The following is a 16,675-nucleotide window of genomic DNA, read 5'->3' as shown; positions in this document are numbered from 1 at the left end:
GGGCAGGACCAGTTTGCCACGCACCTCGGTGACGGCGGCTGCCGCCCCGCGCAGGGTGGACGCCAGCACTCCGCCGATCGCGGCGACCAGGCCCGTCCCTGCCAGGGACTGCAGGAACCGGCGGCGGGCGGGGCCGTCCGCCGTATCCCGGGGCTGCGGAGGCTGCGGCTGCTGCTGTTCCGCCGGTGCCGGCGCGCCGTGCCAGGTCTTCAGTAAGCGGACCAGCCAGCGCAGCAGGATGATGCCGAGCACCGCGCCAAGCAGCGGTACAGGAATCGCGTTGGGCGTTACCCCGGCCCGGGTCAGTACGGCGGCCAGGCCAACGACGCCGAACACGGCTATCACGGCCAGCCCGGCAAAGCGGAGGCGCCATTCGAGCATCCCGGCCAAGGCGGCCAGTACTGCGATCAGCACCACCATCGACGTCAGCAGGGCCAGCTTGTCCGAAGTCCCGAATAAGGAGATAGCCCAGTCCTTGACGCCCGGCGGCACGGCGTCGATAACGGCTCCGCCCACTGCTGTCACCGGCGACACCGAGGGACTCACCAGCCCGGCGGCCAGTTCACCCACGACGACGCCCGCGCCGACCGCCGCCACTCCCGCCGCGGCGGCCCACCATAACGGGCGCCCGCCTGCGGGCCGCAGCCGCCCCCGGGGCGGTGCTGCCGGGACAACCCTGGAGGTGTTCACCCTTCCAGCATAAGTTCGCTGGCAACAGGGGCGTGATGGCCGGCCCGCGGTGGCGTAGCCTGACAGTATGAGTGTTCAGCTTGGCATGCCCCAGCCCCGGGCGGAAAGCGGCCCCGGCGCCGCGCCGCTTCCAGCCGGGCGCCCTGCCGGGCTGCCGGCCGGCCTGATGGACCGTTACGGCCGCCGCGCCACCGACATGCGGCTCTCGCTGACGGACAAATGCAACCTGCGCTGCACCTACTGCATGCCGGCCGAAGGCCTCGAATGGCTGGCCAAGCAGGCGGTTATGACCGCGGACGAGATAGTGCGGATTGTCCGGATCGGAGTGGACCTGCTGGGCGTCCGGGAACTCCGGCTCACCGGCGGCGAACCCCTGGTCCGGGCCGACCTCCTGGATATCATTTCCGCGCTGCGCCAGGCCCACCCGGACCTGCCGATCTCCATGACCACCAACGCCGTCGGACTGGACAGGAAGGCCGCGGGCCTAAAAGCCGCCGGCCTGACCCGGATCAACGTCTCGCTGGACTCCTTGCACGAGGAAACCTTCACCAAACTGACCCGGCGTCCCTTCCTGGACCGCGTCCTCGCCGGCGTCGACGCCGCCTGGGCGGCCGGCCTCGGACCCGTCAAGCTCAATGCGGTGCTGATGCGCGGCATCAACGACGCCGAATCGCCCGCCCTGCTGGCGTGGGCCCTGGACCGCGGCTACGAACTGCGCTTCATCGAACAGATGCCATTGGACGCCGACCACGGCTGGACGCGCCGGAACATGATCACGGCAGCGGAAATCCGTGACCTGCTCTCGGTGGACTACGTGCTGGGCGCGGACCCGAGGGAGCGCGACGGCGCCCCCGCTGAACGCTTTGAGGTCCGCGCCAGGGTACCCGGAACGGATCAGGCCACCGGACCCGTGCTGGGCACGGTGGGCATCATCGCCTCCGTCACCGAACCGTTCTGCGCGGACTGCCGCCGCACCCGGATCACCGCTGAAGGCAAGATCATGAGCTGCCTGTTTTCGCGCGAGGAGATTGACCTGCTGGGACTGCTCCGCGAGGGCGCCAGCGACGAACAACTCGCCGAGCGGTGGCAGGACGCCATGTGGATCAAGCCCAAGGCCCACGGCATGGACCACGTCGGGCTGGACGCCCCGGATTTCGTCCAGCCGGACCGCAGCATGAGCGCCATCGGAGGCTGAACCACCCGTGAACGTACGTTACTTCGCTGCCGCGCGCGCCGCCGCCGGGATGGACGAGGAAAAGTTCGACCTGCCCGACGGCACCACGCTGACCGGCCTTGTGAAGGCGATTATCGCCGTCGAACGTCCCGAACCGCCCGCCGGCACTCCGCCGCTGGCCCGCATCCTGTCCCGGTCCAGCTTCCTGCTCAACGAGGTGGCCGTCCGCAACCCTGCGGCCACGCTGGGACCGGACGACGTCGTCGACGTGCTCCCGCCGTTCGCCGGCGGCTAGCCGAGCCCGGGCAGCCTAGGCCGGAACGGCCGCGGGCTCGGGAACGCGGCGGCAGACGGTGGTCATAAACGGGCTGAAATCGCTCGCGTGGCCCAGCCGCAGCCCGGCAGCGTGGGTCAGCTCCCCGTCGTCGACCCTCAAGGTATGCCGTGCAGTGCCGCGGTCACTGCGCCGTTCAATGGTCAGGGTGCCGTCCTGCCAGCTGGCACGGGCCGGCGCCTCGGGCGGCAGGCCCATACTGTTCACGTGGTACCAGAGTGTGTCCGGATGATCGGGGTCCATGGTGAAGACACCGACACCCTCGGTCCTGGCGCCGTCGGCATCGGTATGGCGGTAGCTCATGGTGACGGCGAGACCGGCGGCGGCGCGGGCGAAAACGACGTCGGCCGCGGCCGTACGGGCCGGACCCCACGCCGTTGCCTCCCACTGGGTGGTGCCACTCCACTGGCCGAGGAAGCCCTCAAGCGCCTCGTGTGCACTGCCTGGCAGCGGCCGGTCCATGCGTCCTCCGATGGGGTTTCCTCCCGTGCGGTCCCGCCACCATCATCACGCCGGGCCGCCCGGCTGTAAAGGAGGGGTAGCCCGGCGGAAGCCCCCGGGGATCAGCTCAGAGGCCGAAGGTCTCGGTTTCCTCGAACGGGCCCACCACAGTAACGGTCCGCGGTGCGGCGGCCAGTTCACGGGCCAGTTCCTGGACGTCGGCCACGGTGACGGCCTTGATCTGGCGCAGGGTCTCGTCGATGTCCTGGTATTCGCCGGAGACCAGCTCGGCCCGGCCCAGCCGGGACATCCGTGACCCGGTGTCCTCCAGGGCCAGGACGATGCCGCCGCTCAGTTGTCCGACGGCCTTGCGCAGTTCCTCTTCGGAGATCCCGCCCTCGGCCAGCTTGTCCAGCTCCGCGCCGAGGAGTTCCAGGACCTGCCGGACCTTCGACGGGGTGCAGCCGGCGTACATGCCGAAGTAGCCGGCGTCGGCGTAGGAGGACGCGAAGGAGTACGTCGAATACACCAGGCCGCGCTTTTCCCGGACCTCCTGGAAGAGCCGCGACGACATGCCCCCGCCCAGGACGGCGTTCAGCACGCTCATCACGTAACGGCGGTCGTCGGTAGCGACGATCGTGGGGCAGCCCATGATGATGTTGGCCTGCTCCACGGGACGCTTGACCACGTGCAGGCCGGCCGTGCCGGTAATCGCCGCCCGTTCGGTGGACCGGCGCTGGACGGGGGCGGCGTCGTGCTCGAGCTGCCAGCCCRCCGAATGCAGGGCGTCGACGACGAGCCCGCAGACGACGTCGTGATCCAGTCCCCCGGCGGCGGTGATAACGAGCTCATCCGGACGGTAGTAGCGGCGGTAGTGGTCCCAGACCGAGTCGCGGGCCACGGCGCGGATGGCGTCCGGGGTGCCGCCGATCGGACGGCCGAGCGGGTGCGTGCCGAGGACGGCGGCGACGAAGTGTTCGTGGGCGACGTCGGTAGGGTCATCGCTGTCCATGGCGATTTCCTCGAGGATGACGTCGCGTTCCTGCTCCATTTCCTGGGGGTCCAGGACGGCGCCGGTGATCATGTCGGCGATGACGTCGATCGCCATGGGGAGGTCCGTGTCCAGGACCCGGGCGAAGTAGCAGGTGCTTTCCTTCGCGGTGGCGGCGTTGGATTCCCCGCCGACCTCGTCGAAGGCGGAGGCGATTTCCAGCGCGGTGCGCCGTTTGGTGCCCTTGAAGAGCAGGTGTTCCAGGAAGTGGGTGGACCCGTGCTGCCCCGGCGCTTCGTCCCGCGATCCGACGCCGACCCAGAACCCGATGGTCGCCGAGCGCTGGCCCGGCATCGCTTCGGTCAGCACGCGGACGCCGCCGGGGAGCACCGAGCGGCGCACCTGCGAGCCGCCGTCGGCTCCGTGGATGAGGGTGTCGGCGTGCTGGTTCTGCTCAAGCGGCAGGGGTACGACAGTCATTAAGGCCTTTCAAGAAAACCGTCAGGGGAAACGTGCCAAATCTGCCTGCAATCCTACCTGCCTTTAACGGCAGCGGGGCCGGTGGACGAATCCACCGGCCCCGCTGCGCGAGTCAGGAAAGACTACTCTGCGGCCTCCACGGAAACCTCAGCGTTGTCAGCGTCAGCGGACCCTGCCTCATCGGCCACGACGGGCGAGAGGGAGAGCTTTCCGCGGTCATCGATCTTGGTGATTTCCACCTGGATCTTCTGGCCCACGGAAACAACGTCCTCGACGTTGTCCACGCGCTTGCCGCCGGCGATCTTGCGCAGCTCGGAGATGTGCAGCAGACCGTCCTTGCCCGGGGTCAGGGAAACGAAGGCGCCGAAGGTGGTGGTCTTGACGACCGTACCCAGGTAGCGCTCACCGATTTCCGGGACCTGCGGGTTGGCGATGGCGTTGATCGCGGACCGTGCTGCGTCGGCAGACGGGCCGTTGGTGGCGCCAATGTAGACAGTTCCGTCGTCCTCGATCGAGATGTCGGCTCCGGTGTCTTCCTGGATCTGGTTGATCATCTTGCCCTTCGGGCCGATGACCTCGCCGATCTTGTCTACCGGGATCTTGACCGCGATGACGCGCGGTGCGAACTCGGAGAGCTCGTCCGGGGTGTCGATCGCGGAGTTCAGGACGTCCAGGATGTGCAGGCGCGCTTCGCGGGCCTGCTTCAGGGCGGCGGCCAGGACCGAGGCGGGGATGCCGTCGAGCTTGGTGTCCAGCTGGATGGCCGTGACGAACTCGGAGGTACCGGCGACCTTGAAGTCCATGTCACCGAAGGCATCTTCGGCGCCGAGGATGTCGGTCAGTGCGGCGTAGCGGGTCTGGCCGTCAACCTGGTCGGAGACCAGGCCCATGGCGATACCGGCAACCGGCGCCTTCAGCGGCACGCCTGCGTTGAGCAGGGACAGCGTGGAGGCGCAGACGGAACCCATCGACGTCGAACCGTTGGAGCTGAGAGCCTCAGACACCTGGCGGATGGCGTAGGGGAATTCCTCGCGGGTGGGCAGCACCGGCATGATGGCGCGCTCTGCGAGGGCGCCGTGGCCGATTTCGCGGCGCTTCGGSGAACCGACGCGGCCGGTCTCGCCGGTGGAGTACGGCGGGAAGTTGTAGTTGTGCATGTAGCGCTTGCGCGTTACCGGCGACAGCGAGTCGATCTGCTGTTCCATCTTGAGCATGTTCAGCGTGGTGACACCCATGATCTGGGTCTCGCCGCGTTCGAAGATGGCCGAGCCGTGCACGCGGGGCAGAACCTCAACCTCGGCGGTGAGCTGGCGGATGTCCGTCAGGCCGCGGCCGTCGATGCGGATCTGGTCCTTGAGGATGCGCTGGCGCACAACCTGCTTGGTGACGGAGCGGAAGGCTGCTGACAGCTCCTTCTCGCGGCCTTCGAACTGGCCGGCCAGGGAAGAGGTGACCTCGTCCTTGAGCTCGTCCGAGGCGGTGTCGCGCTCCTGCTTGTCGGCGATCTGGAAGACAGCAGCCAGCTTGTCGGCGGCAGCGGATTCCACAGCGGCGTAGACATCGTCCTGGTAGTCCAGGAAGACCGGGAACTCGACGGTCGGCTTGGCGGCGCGGGCTGCGAGGTCGGACTGGGCTTCGCACAGGGCCTTGATGAACGGCTTGGCGGCCTCGAGGCCCTCGGAAACAACTTCTTCGGTCGGGGCGGTGGCGCCCTGTTCTTTGATGAGGTTCCAGGAGTTGTCGGTGGCTTCGGCTTCAACCATCATGATGGCGACGTCGTCACCTGCAACGCGGCCGGCGACGACCATGTTGAAGACGGCGTTCTCCAGCTGGGAGTGCTTCGGGAACGCAACCCACTGGGTGCCGTGCTCGTCGGCGACGAGGGCAACGCGGACGCCGCCGATCGGGCCGGAGAAGGGCAGGCCGGAGAGCTGGGTGGACATCGAGGAGGCGTTGATCGCGACGACGTCGTAGAGCTCATCCGGGTTGATGGAGAGCACGGTGACGACGATCTGGACCTCGTTGCGCAGGCCCTTGACGAACGCGGGGCGCAGCGGGCGGTCCATGAGGCGGCAGGCCAGGATGGCTTCGGTCGAGGGGCGGCCTTCGCGGCGGAAGAACGAACCCGGGATACGGCCCGCGGCGTACATACGCTCTTCGACGTCGACGGTCAGCGGGAAGAAGTCGAAACCTTCGCGCGGGTGCTTGCCGGCGGTGGTTGCGGACAGCAGCGCGGTCTCTTCATCGATGTAGACCATGGCTGCGCCGGCTGCCTGCTTGGCAAGACGGCCGGTTTCAAAGCGGATAACCCGCTTGCCGAAGCGGCCATTGTCAATGACGGCTTCTGAGAACTGGATTTCGGGACCCTCCAAGAGAGTCACCTCCGTTTCTTGGTTAACGGAGCCCATCCGCATCAACCCAGGCCAGCATCTGTCGACTGGCCTGCACTGCACCCGGTCATCGATCGAGACCCACGGGCCGGGCTTCATTCTTCGAAGCCGTTCCCGGAGATCACTACCGAAGACCGCGAATGCGCGATGCGGTTGATCCTCCTATTGAGTTTTGAAAAAGGCGGCCCTTCCCGTGGGAAAGGGCCGCCCCTTAAAGCTGACTAGCGGCGCAGGCCGAGACGCTCGATGAGCGCACGGTAGCGGTTGATGTCAGTGTTCTTGAGGTAGGTGAGCATGCGCTTGCGACGACCAACCATGGCCAGCAGACCGCGCTGGGTGTGGTAATCGTGCTTGTGCTCCTTCATGTGCTCAGTCAGATCCTTGATCCGCTGGGTCAGGACTGCAACCTGGACCTCCGGCGAACCGGTGTCGCCCTCGGACGTTGCGAAATCCTTCATGATGGACTGCTTTACAGCGGCTTCAAGTGCCACGTTAACTCCTAGAGATGTGCCGTGAGGCCCGAGTCAGTAATTCACTGCCGGGGGTGCTGCGCCGGAATTCCTGCCCCACAGGGAAGGTATCCTCCACACAACAAGAGCCAGCCGCCACGGACTGCAGCCGGATCCAACGTTTAGTTTACTGGCACGCCGCCGATGTTGTCTAAACCGTCCGGCGCGCCCACCAGCAACCCGCGGATGGCGGCGACACCCTGGTACAGCTCGGCGAAGGAGGTACTCAGCGGCGAGAGCCCGATCCTGATGCCCTGCGGCGCCCGGAAGTCAGGGATCACGTCCTGTTCCCACAGCTGGGCGGTCATCTCACGGAACGCGGGATGGTCCACCGTGATGTGGCTGCCGCGCAGGTCAGGGTCCCGCGGGGTGGACAACTGCACCCCTGCGGGCGCCAGCCAGGCGTCATGGAGTTCGACGGCGAACGCCGTCAGCAGCCGTGACTTCTCCCGGACGGCGGCCATGGAGGCCTCCTCAAGCAGGTCCAGTGTCCCGCGCATGGCGAGCATGCCGAAGATGGCGGGCGTTCCGCTGAGGAAGCCCCGGATCCCTGCCGCCGCCTCGTAGCCCGGACCCATCTCGAACGCGTCCTTGCGTCCCATCCAGCCCCAGATGGGCTGCTGCAGCCCGGCCAGGTGCCGGGCGTTGACGTAGGCGAACGCGGGCGACCCCGGTCCCCCGTTCAGGTACTTGTAGGTGCAGCCTGCGGCGAAGTCGACGCCGGCGTCGTCCAGGCCGATCTCCACCGACCCGGCGGAGTGGCACAGGTCCCACACCACCAGCGCGCCGGCGTCGTGCACAGCGGCGGTGATACCGGGCAGGTCCGCGAGGAAACCGGAGCGGTAGGCGATCTGGCTGAGGACCACGACGGCGGTGGCCGGCCCGGTGGCGGCGCGCACCTGGTCAACGCTGACCCCTGCGGAGGGGTCTGCCTCGATCCAGCGCAGTGTGAGCCCCTCTTCGCGGGCAATGCCTTCGACGAGGTAGCGGTCGGTCGGGAAGTTGTCCGTGTCCAGCACGATTTCGGTGCGGGCCGGATCGGTGACGGCGGCCAGCGCGGCGCGGATCAGTTTGTAAAGCACCACGGTGGTGGAGTCGGCGATGATGGTCTGCCCGGGGGCCGCGCCCAGCACGGCCCGGCCCAGCTGGTCACCGATCTGCTGCGGCAGCTGCAGCCATTCCTCGTCCCAGCCGCGGATCAGGCGGCCGCCCCAGCTGTCCTGGATGAAGCTGCTGATGTCCGTGACAGTGCGCTTCAGGGGCCGGCCCAGGGAGTTGCCATCGAGGTAGGACAGCTCCGTGTCCGCCCCGACGAAGTGGGCGCGGTACGCGGCCAGCGGGTCCGCGGCGTCGAGGTCCAACGCGCGCTGCCACAGGGCATCGGTCGCTGCCTGTGCCGGTGTGCCGGCGCTCACTGGCCGATCTCCGTGCGGACGGCGAACAGTTCCGGGAAGAACGTCAGTTCGAGGGCTTTTTGCAGGAAGGCCACTCCGCTGGACCCGCCGGTCCCGGACTTCATGCCGATGGTCCGCTGGACCGTCCGGAGGTGCCGGAAGCGCCAGAGCTGGAAGTTGTCCTCGAGGTCCACGAGTTCCTCGCAGGCTTCGTAGGCGCCCCAGTTGGTGGCCGCGTTTTCGTAGATGTACTTGAACACGGGGACAAGTTCCGGGCTGAATTCGTGGGCCTTGCTGACATCGCGGTCCAGGACCGACGCCGGCACGTCGAAGCCCTGGCGCTTGAGGTAGGCAAGGAAGTCGTCGTAGATACTGGGTGCTTCGAGGAGCTCCAGGAGCATCCCGTGGGCCTCGGGGTCCGATTCGAAAACCGGCAGCATCTTGCGGTTCTTGTTGCCCAGGAGAAACTCCACGGCGCGGTACTGGCTGGACTGAAAGCCTGATGAGCTGCCCAGGAAACCCCGGAACTGGGAGTACTCGGTGGGTGTCAGGGTGGCCAGGACAGACCACTGCTCCGTGAGGGTCTTCTGGATGTGCTTGACCCTGGCGATGGCCTTGAGCGCGGAGCCGAGGTCGTCGGCGCGAAGCCAGGCTGCGGCGCTGCGGAGTTCGTGCAGCACGAGTTTGAGCCACAGCTCCGTGGTCTGGTGCTGGATGATGAACAGCATCTCGTCGTGGTGCTCCGGTGCACTCACGGGCTGCTGGGCGCTGAGCAGCGTTGGCAGCTGCAGGTATGAGGCGTAGCTCATCCGGGAGCTGAAGTCGCGGACAATGTCCTTGTCCAGCTCGCGGGTGTTCTTCTCTAGGGTCACGTCGGGTGCCTTCCTTAACCTTGGGACGCGGTCAGGAGATCGTGCGCCTGGACGACGTCCAGGCGCATCTGTTCCACCAGCGCCTCCGGGCCACGGTACGCGACCATACCGCGCAGGCGGGCCACGAATTCGATGACGACTGTCTGGCCGTAGAGATCGAAATCCTCCACGGCCTCTTCGGGCCGGTCGATCACGTGCGCCTCGACTTGCCGGCTGACGCCGTCAAAAGTGGGGTTTGAGCCGACCGAAATGGCGGCCGGCCAGCGGATGCCGGCCTGGTCTACGAGCCAGCCGGCGTAGATGCCGTCCGCGGGGATGTAGCCGCTGGCGTCCGCAGCGAGGTTGGCGGTGGGGAAACCGAGGTCGCGGCCGCGGGCGGCGCCGTGCACCACCTCGCCCCGCATCTTATGCGGCCGGCCCAGGACGGCAGCGGCGGTGGCGACGTCGCCCTCCCGCAAGGCATCCCGGACCCAGGTGGACGAGCAGCGGCGGTCGCCCGCGCCGCCGTCGTGGTCAGTTCCGTCGGTGCGGTGCACCGGGTAGCCTTCGGAGCCGAATTCGCTGATGACCTGCACCTCGAAGCCGAGCTTCTCCCCCAGCTCCTTCATGGTGTCCAGGTCGCCGGAGTTGCCCCGGCCAAACCGGGCGTCGTGGCCGATGACGACGTGGCTGGCCTTGAGGGCATCCACCAGCACCGAGGAGACGAATTCCTCCGGGGTCAGGCTGGCCAGTTCCAGCGAGTACTTCATCACCAGGACGGCGTCCAGGCCGACCTCGCCGAGGGCAACCAGCTTGTCTTCGAGCCCCATGATCAGCTCGGGGGCGGATTCGGGGCGGTGGACCTGTGCCGGGTGCGGGTCGAAGGTGATGGCGACGGCGCGGGCGTGGGTCAGGCGGGCCGTGCGGATCAGTTGCGACAGCACCTGCTGGTGGCCGCGGTGCACGCCGTCGAAGTTGCCGAACGTGACCACGGAGGGACCGAAGTCCGCCGGGACTTCGGACGGATCGTTCCAGATGTGGACCATCTACCTCGCCTTTTGCTGCCTGCTGTGGACTTTTCCGGAGGGTCTGGCCGGCTCCGGAACTCTCTAAGATTACCCGCTGCCGGCGCTGGTCCCGGACGGATCCGGGCGCCGCCGTTACCTTTCCGTCTACCCGGCCCGGGGCTACGATGCAAGGGCACCAGTTCGGCGACGGCAATGCGGCCGCCGCCGCCACCAATGCCCGCGGCCGGACCGCGGCTGAAGGAGAACGCCATGACTGAGCTCCATGACATCCTTGGGCAGATTCCCGTAGACCAGATCGCCGACATGCTCGGCACGGACCGGCAGACGGCCCAGGCCGCTGTGGAGGCCGCTGTCCCCACGCTTCTCGCCGGCATGCACAACAACGCGCAGGCCCCCGAAGGCGCAGCCGCCCTGGAGTCGGCCCTGGACCAGCACCGGGACGGGCTGGTGGACGGCGGTGTGGATGCCGCCCAGGTGGACACCGCCGACGGCGAAAAGATCGTGAACCACGTCTTCGGCGGCCAGCAGGACCAGGTGGCCAGCCAGCTGGCCGGCTCGGCACAGCTCGGCGGGATGGGCGGGGACCTGGTGCGCAAGCTCCTTCCGCTGCTCGCCCCGATCGTGATGTCCTACCTCGCCAAGAAGGTCCTGGGCGGCCGTGGCCAGGCCGGCGCAGGTGCCGGAGCTGGCGCCGGCGCCGGCGCCGGGAGCCAGGCCGGACCCGGGGGCATTGACCTCGGCGGAATCCTGGGTGGAATCCTGGGTGGCGGCGCAGGAGGGGCGGGCGGCGGCCTGGGCAGCATCCTCGGCGGCATGTTCGGCGGCGGCGAACAGCGCACCACCGATGAAGCTCCAGCGCCCGATGCGGGCCGTGCAACGGAACCGGCTCCCCAAGCTGAGCCCCAGGCGGTACCGCAGGGACAGCCGTCGGGCGACGGTCCGGCACCGGGTGAGCTGATCGACATTGACCTCCCCGGGCAACAGCAGGACGACGCGGCCCGGCAGGATGAGGGGCAGTCCGCGGAGCAGTCCCGGAAAGACGACGGCGGACTCGGCGGCCTGCTCGGCGGACTCTTCGGGAAGAAGTAGGGTCCAGACCGCGTACCAGGCGGGGCGGCCGCGCCTCATCGCCCGCCCCGGCGCCCTGCCCGGTACTGCTTTCCAATATCAGCGGGGCTACTGCTTCCGGGCGGCCGTCGGATCTGCCTGCGGGATGAGCTGCAACCATGCTTCCAGGTCCCGTGGGCGACGGAAGAGGAGGACTTCAGCCGGCCCGGGGGAACGTTGGAGTTCCCGCATGACCCGTCGTTTCCGGCCAAAGGACCGGAAGTGCCAGCCGATGATCGAATCCGGCGCGAAGAGTCGGGCGAACGTCTCCCGGTTGCCATTGCACACTTCGTCCCTGGCAACGACTCTCCGAAGCGAACGACGGATCAGCCTCAGCAGCGAAAGCCACCGCGGATAGTCCAGCCCTATGATCAGCTGCGCCCGGGGCACGACCAGGTCCCGCCACACGCCGTAGGCGCTGTCGAGGACCCACCTGTCCTGGCCGGCGATGCGCGCCGCGAGCTCGCGTTGTTCCGCGGTATCCGGTTGCCGCCACCCCGGAAGCCAGCCAATGTCGTCGTCGGCGGAATACTCCGGCAGCCCGGTACGCGCAGCGTAGGCGTGTGCGGCGGAGGACTTGCCGCTGCCGGTGACGCCGTAGAAAAGGACTCGCGAAGGGGCCGCTGGCGAAGGTGGGGGTTGCACTAGGTCAGCATGCCACACTGGTCCGATGCCCGAATTTGTCATTGCCGCCAGCCCCGAGGTCTCCGGCGCCGAGGTGGTGGCACTCTATGAATCCGTCGGGTGGGCCGCGTACACGCGGGACCCCGGCCTGTTATTACAGGCGCTCCGAAACTCCTCCTTTGTGGTCGCCGCACGGAACCCGGACGGACGGCTGGTCGGGCTGGCCCGSGCCGTCTCCGACGATGCGACCATCTGCTAYGTGCAGGACATCCTCGTGGACCCGGGGTGCCAAGGTGCAGGCGTCGGGCGCGCCATGCTGGAAGCTGTCCAGGCCCGTTACCGGCATGTCCGACAGACGGTGCTCCTCACGGACAACGAACCTGGCCAGCGGGCTTTCTACGAGGCCCTTGGATTCACTGAGGGCACCGATTTCACTCCGGAACCCCTTCGGGTCTTTGCCTTGTTCCGCTAGTCCGACGAGTCCGCGGCACTTCCCCATGTACCCGGCGTCACTGCCGTGCCTACTATCTGGGTATGAGGCGACTGGCGGCGGCAGCAGCGATCAGCCTGGTTTCCGTGACGGTGCTCAGCGGATGCTGGCTGGAGCCGGGCTCCCACACGGCCGCCTGCGTGGACTGGGTCCGCTTCGGCACCCTGCAGGAACGGTTCGACCATGCGGGAGCTGTTGTTGTCGGCACCCCGCAGCCGACGGACGGCGAAACCCGCATCTATGGGTATCAGGCCAACATCCATGCTGTTGAGGTTGAACGGGTTTTCAAGGGCGATGTGGGGACTGCACCCGTCCGGGTTGCGTCCATGCCTGTTACGTGCGGCAAGTCGTATCCGGACGGTGACCCGCTCGACGCCGGCGGTCGGCAGCTCCTCTTCCTCACCAACCAGAACGGCGAATGGTTCACCATGACGCCGGACCAGGGAGCTCTCCCCTTCCCCACGGGCGCTCCCCTGCCGTTCAAGACCCGCTAGTCGCCGACGAACCGTGACGCGGTGAGGGCATGGTGCTTATTGCCGCGCCGTCCGTCCCGTCACCGCCTCGGTGCTCACTGGGTATCCGCAGTCCATGGGTCCCAGCGGAGGACAGTTTCTGCCCGCAGCCGGTCTGGACTTCTTTTTAGGGTCGGAAGTGGTGGTTGCGTCGGGGTTGTTGGGTGGGGTCGAGGTGTGGTGGTGGGGTGTACCAGGGGGTGCCGTTGTGTGCCGTTGTGGTTGTGGATGGTCCATTGTTCTTTGTGGATGAGGTGGTGGTGGTGKGAGCAGAGGAGGGTTCCGTTGTCGGTGCTGGTGGTGCCGCCGTGGGACCAGTAGGTGATGTGGTGGGCTTCGCACCAGGGGGCGGGGATGGTGCAGCCGGGGAAGGTGCAGCCTTGGTCGCGGGCGGTGATGGCTTTGCGGATGTGGGGCGGGAAGATGCGGCTGGTGCGGCCGATRTCGAGGATYCGGCCGGTGGTGCCGAGGAGGACGGGGATGAGGTCGGCGTCGCAGGCGATTTTGCGGATGGTGGAGGCGGTGACGGGYCCGGTGAACACCATCGMCCCCGTCCCCGGGCCGCCAGGGGCGGTGTCTGCGAGGCCAGCGCCGGGTGTCGGGGTGCCGGYGCCTTTGGTGAGGTGGTTGTAGAGGTCTTGGTAGTTGATGGTGACCATGATTTGGGGGCGGTGGCCGCCGGTGGCGGGCAGCCGGCCGTTGGCGAGGGCGAGTTTGCAGCCGCTGATGAGGCCGTCGAGGAGTTTCTGCGSGCGGGAGCGCCGGTCCAGTCCCGCACCCACTCCACCGTCGGGGTGCGGGGGTTGGTGGCGGTGTTCATGAGGGTGAGGAGGTGTTCGAACTGGTCGGTGGTGGCGAAGATTTCGATGTGGTGGAGGCCGTGGCGGGGGCGGCGGATGAAGGCGCCCTGGAGTTGGCGGAGGACTTCTTCGGAGGGTTCGGTGCCGTCCTGGTCGAGGGCGTCGATCCAGCGGCGGGCGATGCGGGTGAGGAAGTCCGGGTCGTACTCGGTGGCGGTGGCGGTCAGGGCGTGTTCCATCCGGGTGCTGGTCCCGGGGTCGGTGACGGGCCGGACCCGGTCCAGGGCCTGGCTGATGATCGTGGCGGGCCGGGAACCGACGGTTCCGTTGGCGAGGGCGGCGCCGAGTTCCTCGTGCCGGGGTGCCAGGGGCTGGCCGGTGCTCCCGGTGCGGGGCAGCACGGTCCCGGCCAGGGCGAGCCGGCGGTGGGCTTCGGTGGCGCTGATGTGCAGGCGGGCGCGGAGGAAATCCCCGGCCCGCCGGTACCCGTCATCCAGGACCGGGTCATTGGTGGCAGCGGCTTCGGTGCGGGTGCGTTCGACCGCGGCCGCGCCGATCAGTTGCAGGTATTCCACGGTCCGGGAGATCTCCTCGACCCGGGCGGCGAACTCCGCGGCCTCACCGATCCCGAACAACGCGGCGTCCGCGGCCGCCGTCGCGCTCAACCCCCGCAAGTCCTCCAGCACCCGACCCAACACCGCACCGCCCGCAAGCTCACAGCCCGGCTGCGCCCCGCGCTGATCACCGTCCGGCCCACCAGCCGGACGAAACGCGAGAGCTGCACCGCTTCCCATAAACCAAGTCTCCCAAGGGGGTACGACATAATAGCGACCACCGGGATTATGAGCTCACGCTACGCGGGCAGGCCCATCCCGGCGCGTGCCGCCCGCAGAAATGGCAGACTGGCAGCATGACTGACCCTGCCACACCGAACCCCTCCGGATCGTCGTCCCCTGAAGGGCAGGCTCCGGGGCCTTACCTTGGGCCGCGCCGGCCACTGGGGCCACGCGACCCCGGCGATGCCTGGGTGGAGGGCGAACACGGCCGCTTCTGGGGCCGGTTCGGTTCTGCGGGGTTGCTTGTGCACGACGCGGCGAAGGGTGTGCTCTTGCAGCACCGCGCCACGTGGAGCGACCAAGGCGGAACGTGGGGGCTCCCCGGCGGGGCATTGCATCAGGGTGAGGACGCCGTCAACGGCGCGCTCCGGGAGGCCCACGAGGAGGCCGCCGTTCCGCCCGGTTCGGTCCGCGTACTTTTTACCTCGGTGTTCGACGTCGGATATTGGTCCTACACGACCGTGGCCGCGCAGGTGATCGAGCCCTTCGAAGCGGAGATCAGCGACCCCGAGAGTATCGAACTGCAATGGGTCACGCTCGACGCCGTGAGCCAGAAGGAGCTGCACCCGGGGTTTGCGGCCGCTTGGCCGGCGTTGCGCCGCGGACTTCAGGAACCCGACGCGATGGCCACCCCGTTGCCCGGTTCCCGGTCCTAGTCACCGGCTTCCCGGCTTAGTCCACGGTTCCCGGGCCTAGTACCGCCCGGCTCTAGGACCGGCCAGGAACCTCGAAGGCCGCCAGGATCCTCACCAGATCGTGCTGCAGCGTGGTCCAGCCTTCGATGTCTTCGGGGAGGGCGTCGCGCTCGATCTGATGCGCCGTCGCCAGTGCGGTGCTGCCGGAGGCCGTCAGCGCCACCGAGAACTGTCGGCGGTCGCGCTGGTCCTTGGTCCGGCTGACCAGGCCCGACTCTTCAAGCCGCAGCAAAACCTTGCCCAGGGACTGGCTTTGCACCGCGATCCGGCGCGCCAGTTGCTCCTGATTGAGTGGCCCTCCGGCGAGGCCCTGGAGGGCGATGACTGCGGCATGGGTCAAACCCAACGCCGCCAATGCCTGGTCCTTGCGGCGTTCGACCAGCCGCGCGGCCATGGACAGCAACTGGTCCGTCCGCCATTTTTTTAGCTCCGATTCGGCGCTCATCCGCGGCGCCCCAGTCGGCTAAGAATGCTGCGCGCCGCACATGGCGTATCGCGGCGTGTACCGGCCTGACCGGATTCCCATCCTGCTCGGGGAACGGCGTTCATAATCCTCATGATGCCTCCCTGGCTCCGCTGGACCCACCTGGGTGCGCCGCTATCCGCGGCGTTGCTCCCACACTACAATAAGCATGCTTACTATGACTTTGGCAAGTTTGCTTACTAATCCGTGCACGGCCGTCATCGCGGCAAGGACCCGTCCCGGGTCGGAAGGATTGTGCTGCTGCCTGCGTCTAGGGCCGTCGCGGCGCGGGCCGCCGGCGGTACAGCCAGCTCAGACCGAGGATGGGCAGCAGCAGCGGAATGAATCCGTAGCCCCGGCCGAACAAGGACCAGACCGTTTCATGGGGGAAGTTCACCGAGTCGAACAGGCTGAGTGCGCCGACCACAAGGACGCCGACCAGCTCCACCAGCACTGCCGTCACGGAGACCTTGAACCAGGTACGTCCGGCTTTCGCGAGCGAGACAGTCGCCACGATGTAGACGACGGCGGCAAACGCCGACAGCAGGTACGCCAGCGGCGCTTCGGAGAACTTCGTCAGGATCTGGTACCCGGCCCGCGCCGTGGCCGAGAGGGCGAACACCGCATAGACCGCGATCAGCAGCCGGCCGGGGCCGGTATTGCGCGTGTCCTTCGCCGCCGCGGCTGTGCCGCCGGCCGTAGCATCTGTGCCGCCGGCGGGAGCGTCCGACGCCGGAGTCGACGCCGGAGTCGACGCCGGGGCCGTAGCCTCCGTGCCGCCTGCGGCCGCCGCCGTAGTTCCGGAGTCGCCAGTGCCTTGTTGGGGAGCTGCCATGTTCTTCTTTGCCTCTTCCACGTCAGTACCA

General features: G+C 67.8%; 15 protein-coding genes and 3 pseudogenes. 6 read left to right on the top strand and 12 right to left on the bottom strand.

Annotated features, from left to right (window positions below):
• A pseudogene (locus tag AC1DHD_RS07505) lies at positions 1–690 on the bottom strand (molybdopterin-dependent oxidoreductase); the annotation flags it as partial.
• Between the two features lie 67 nt (positions 691–757).
• On the opposite strand from AC1DHD_RS07505, the gene moaA reads away from it, so the two are divergent.
• On the top strand, positions 758–1,885 hold the full coding sequence (moaA, locus tag AC1DHD_RS07500; protein ID WP_476879110.1) for a GTP 3',8-cyclase MoaA: 1,128 nt from the start codon (positions 758–760) through the stop codon (positions 1,883–1,885).
• Positions 1,886–1,892: 7 nt separating this feature from the next.
• Positions 1,893–2,159, top strand: coding sequence for a MoaD/ThiS family protein (locus AC1DHD_RS07495; protein WP_476879109.1), 267 nt, complete (start codon positions 1,893–1,895; stop codon positions 2,157–2,159).
• A 15-nt stretch (positions 2,160–2,174) separates the two neighbouring features.
• On the opposite strand, the gene AC1DHD_RS07490 is transcribed toward AC1DHD_RS07495, so the two are convergent.
• The 7 genes from AC1DHD_RS07490 to AC1DHD_RS07460 form a co-directional block, all read right to left on the bottom strand.
• Complete coding sequence (locus AC1DHD_RS07490) at positions 2,175–2,660, bottom strand: DUF1579 domain-containing protein (RefSeq protein WP_476879108.1); 486 nt, start codon at positions 2,658–2,660, stop codon at positions 2,175–2,177.
• A gap of 106 nt (positions 2,661–2,766) precedes the next feature.
• Positions 2,767–4,110 carry a M16 family metallopeptidase gene (locus AC1DHD_RS07485; protein ID WP_476879107.1) on the bottom strand — a complete coding sequence of 448 codons (1,344 nt, stop codon included), beginning with the start codon at positions 4,108–4,110 and terminating at the stop codon, positions 2,767–2,769.
• 122 nt (positions 4,111–4,232) lie between these two features.
• The gene (locus tag AC1DHD_RS07480) at positions 4,233–6,482 is read right to left on the bottom strand and encodes a polyribonucleotide nucleotidyltransferase (protein WP_476879111.1); all 2,250 of its coding nucleotides are present in this window, start codon (positions 6,480–6,482) and stop codon (positions 4,233–4,235) included.
• Between the two features lie 239 nt (positions 6,483–6,721).
• On the bottom strand, positions 6,722–6,991 hold the full coding sequence (rpsO, locus tag AC1DHD_RS07475) for a 30S ribosomal protein S15 (protein ID WP_138769772.1): 270 nt from the start codon (positions 6,989–6,991) through the stop codon (positions 6,722–6,724).
• A gap of 140 nt (positions 6,992–7,131) precedes the next feature.
• Positions 7,132–8,424: a kynureninase gene (gene kynU / locus AC1DHD_RS07470; RefSeq protein WP_476879106.1), complete on the bottom strand. Its 1,293-nt coding sequence runs from the start codon at positions 8,422–8,424 to the stop codon at positions 7,132–7,134.
• Positions 8,421–9,275 carry a tryptophan 2,3-dioxygenase gene (gene kynA / locus AC1DHD_RS07465; protein ID WP_476879105.1) on the bottom strand — a complete coding sequence of 285 codons (855 nt, stop codon included), beginning with the start codon at positions 9,273–9,275 and terminating at the stop codon, positions 8,421–8,423. Before kynA ends, kynU begins: the two co-directional genes overlap by 4 nt.
• A 14-nt stretch (positions 9,276–9,289) precedes the next feature.
• On the bottom strand, positions 9,290–10,300 hold the full coding sequence (locus AC1DHD_RS07460; RefSeq protein WP_476879104.1) for a bifunctional riboflavin kinase/FAD synthetase: 1,011 nt from the start codon (positions 10,298–10,300) through the stop codon (positions 9,290–9,292).
• Positions 10,301–10,531: 231 nt separating this feature from the next.
• Here AC1DHD_RS07460 and AC1DHD_RS07455 point away from each other — a divergent pair, with 231 nt between their 5' ends.
• The gene (locus AC1DHD_RS07455) at positions 10,532–11,371 is read left to right on the top strand and encodes a DUF937 domain-containing protein (protein WP_476879103.1); all 840 of its coding nucleotides are present in this window, start codon (positions 10,532–10,534) and stop codon (positions 11,369–11,371) included.
• 87 nt (positions 11,372–11,458) lie between these two features.
• Here AC1DHD_RS07455 and AC1DHD_RS07450 read toward each other — a convergent pair whose 3' ends face one another.
• Positions 11,459–12,034 (bottom strand): P-loop NTPase family protein, encoded by a 576-nt coding sequence (locus AC1DHD_RS07450; protein ID WP_476879102.1) that lies wholly within the window; start codon positions 12,032–12,034, stop codon positions 11,459–11,461.
• Between the two features lie 25 nt (positions 12,035–12,059).
• Here AC1DHD_RS07450 and AC1DHD_RS07445 point away from each other — a divergent pair, with 25 nt between their 5' ends.
• Together AC1DHD_RS07445 and AC1DHD_RS07440 are read left to right on the top strand one after the other, a co-directional pair.
• Positions 12,060–12,485, top strand: a complete 426-nt coding sequence (locus AC1DHD_RS07445; RefSeq protein ID WP_476879101.1) for a GNAT family N-acetyltransferase — start codon at positions 12,060–12,062, stop codon at positions 12,483–12,485.
• A gap of 62 nt (positions 12,486–12,547) precedes the next feature.
• Complete coding sequence (locus AC1DHD_RS07440) at positions 12,548–12,997, top strand: hypothetical protein (protein WP_476879100.1); 450 nt, start codon at positions 12,548–12,550, stop codon at positions 12,995–12,997.
• 145 nt (positions 12,998–13,142) lie between these two features.
• Here the strand turns inward: AC1DHD_RS07440 and AC1DHD_RS07435 are convergent.
• Positions 13,143–14,609: pseudogene (locus AC1DHD_RS07435) on the bottom strand (HNH endonuclease signature motif containing protein).
• A 116-nt stretch (positions 14,610–14,725) separates the two neighbouring features.
• Between AC1DHD_RS07435 and AC1DHD_RS07430 the strand changes: the two are divergent.
• Positions 14,726–15,307, top strand: a complete 582-nt coding sequence (locus tag AC1DHD_RS07430) for an NUDIX domain-containing protein (RefSeq protein ID WP_476879099.1) — start codon at positions 14,726–14,728, stop codon at positions 15,305–15,307.
• Positions 15,308–15,359: 52 nt separating this feature from the next.
• On the opposite strand, the gene AC1DHD_RS07425 is transcribed toward AC1DHD_RS07430, so the two are convergent.
• Both AC1DHD_RS07425 and AC1DHD_RS07420 read right to left on the bottom strand, forming a co-directional pair.
• Positions 15,360–15,791, bottom strand: coding sequence for a MarR family winged helix-turn-helix transcriptional regulator (locus tag AC1DHD_RS07425; RefSeq protein ID WP_476879098.1), 432 nt, complete (start codon positions 15,789–15,791; stop codon positions 15,360–15,362).
• Positions 15,792–16,080: 289 nt separating this feature from the next.
• A pseudogene (locus AC1DHD_RS07420) lies at positions 16,081–16,485 on the bottom strand (hypothetical protein); the annotation flags it as partial.
• Positions 16,486–16,675: the final 190 nt, after the last annotated feature.

The sequence above is a fragment of the Arthrobacter sp. 05L45_2 genome, assembly GCF_056397525.1.
This window is presented reverse-complemented; position numbering and strand designations above follow the sequence as displayed.

Bases quoted from the DNA above. Each gene is read 5' to 3' on its own strand.
- AC1DHD_RS07455 (WP_476879103.1), top strand. From the start codon at position 10,532: ATGACTGAGCTCCATGACATCCTTGGGCAGATTCCCGTAGACCAGATC.
- AC1DHD_RS07425 (WP_476879098.1), bottom strand. From the start codon at position 15,791: ATGAGCGCCGAATCGGAGCTAAAAAAATGGCGGACGGACCAGTTGCTG.
- AC1DHD_RS07460 (WP_476879104.1), bottom strand. From the start codon at position 10,300: ATGGTCCACATCTGGAACGATCCGTCCGAAGTCCCGGCGGACTTCGGT.
- AC1DHD_RS07490 (WP_476879108.1), bottom strand. From the start codon at position 2,660: ATGGACCGGCCGCTGCCAGGCAGTGCACACGAGGCGCTTGAGGGCTTC.
- AC1DHD_RS07440 (WP_476879100.1), top strand. From the start codon at position 12,548: ATGAGGCGACTGGCGGCGGCAGCAGCGATCAGCCTGGTTTCCGTGACG.
- AC1DHD_RS07430 (WP_476879099.1), top strand. From the start codon at position 14,726: ATGACTGACCCTGCCACACCGAACCCCTCCGGATCGTCGTCCCCTGAA.
- moaA (WP_476879110.1), top strand. From the start codon at position 758: ATGAGTGTTCAGCTTGGCATGCCCCAGCCCCGGGCGGAAAGCGGCCCC.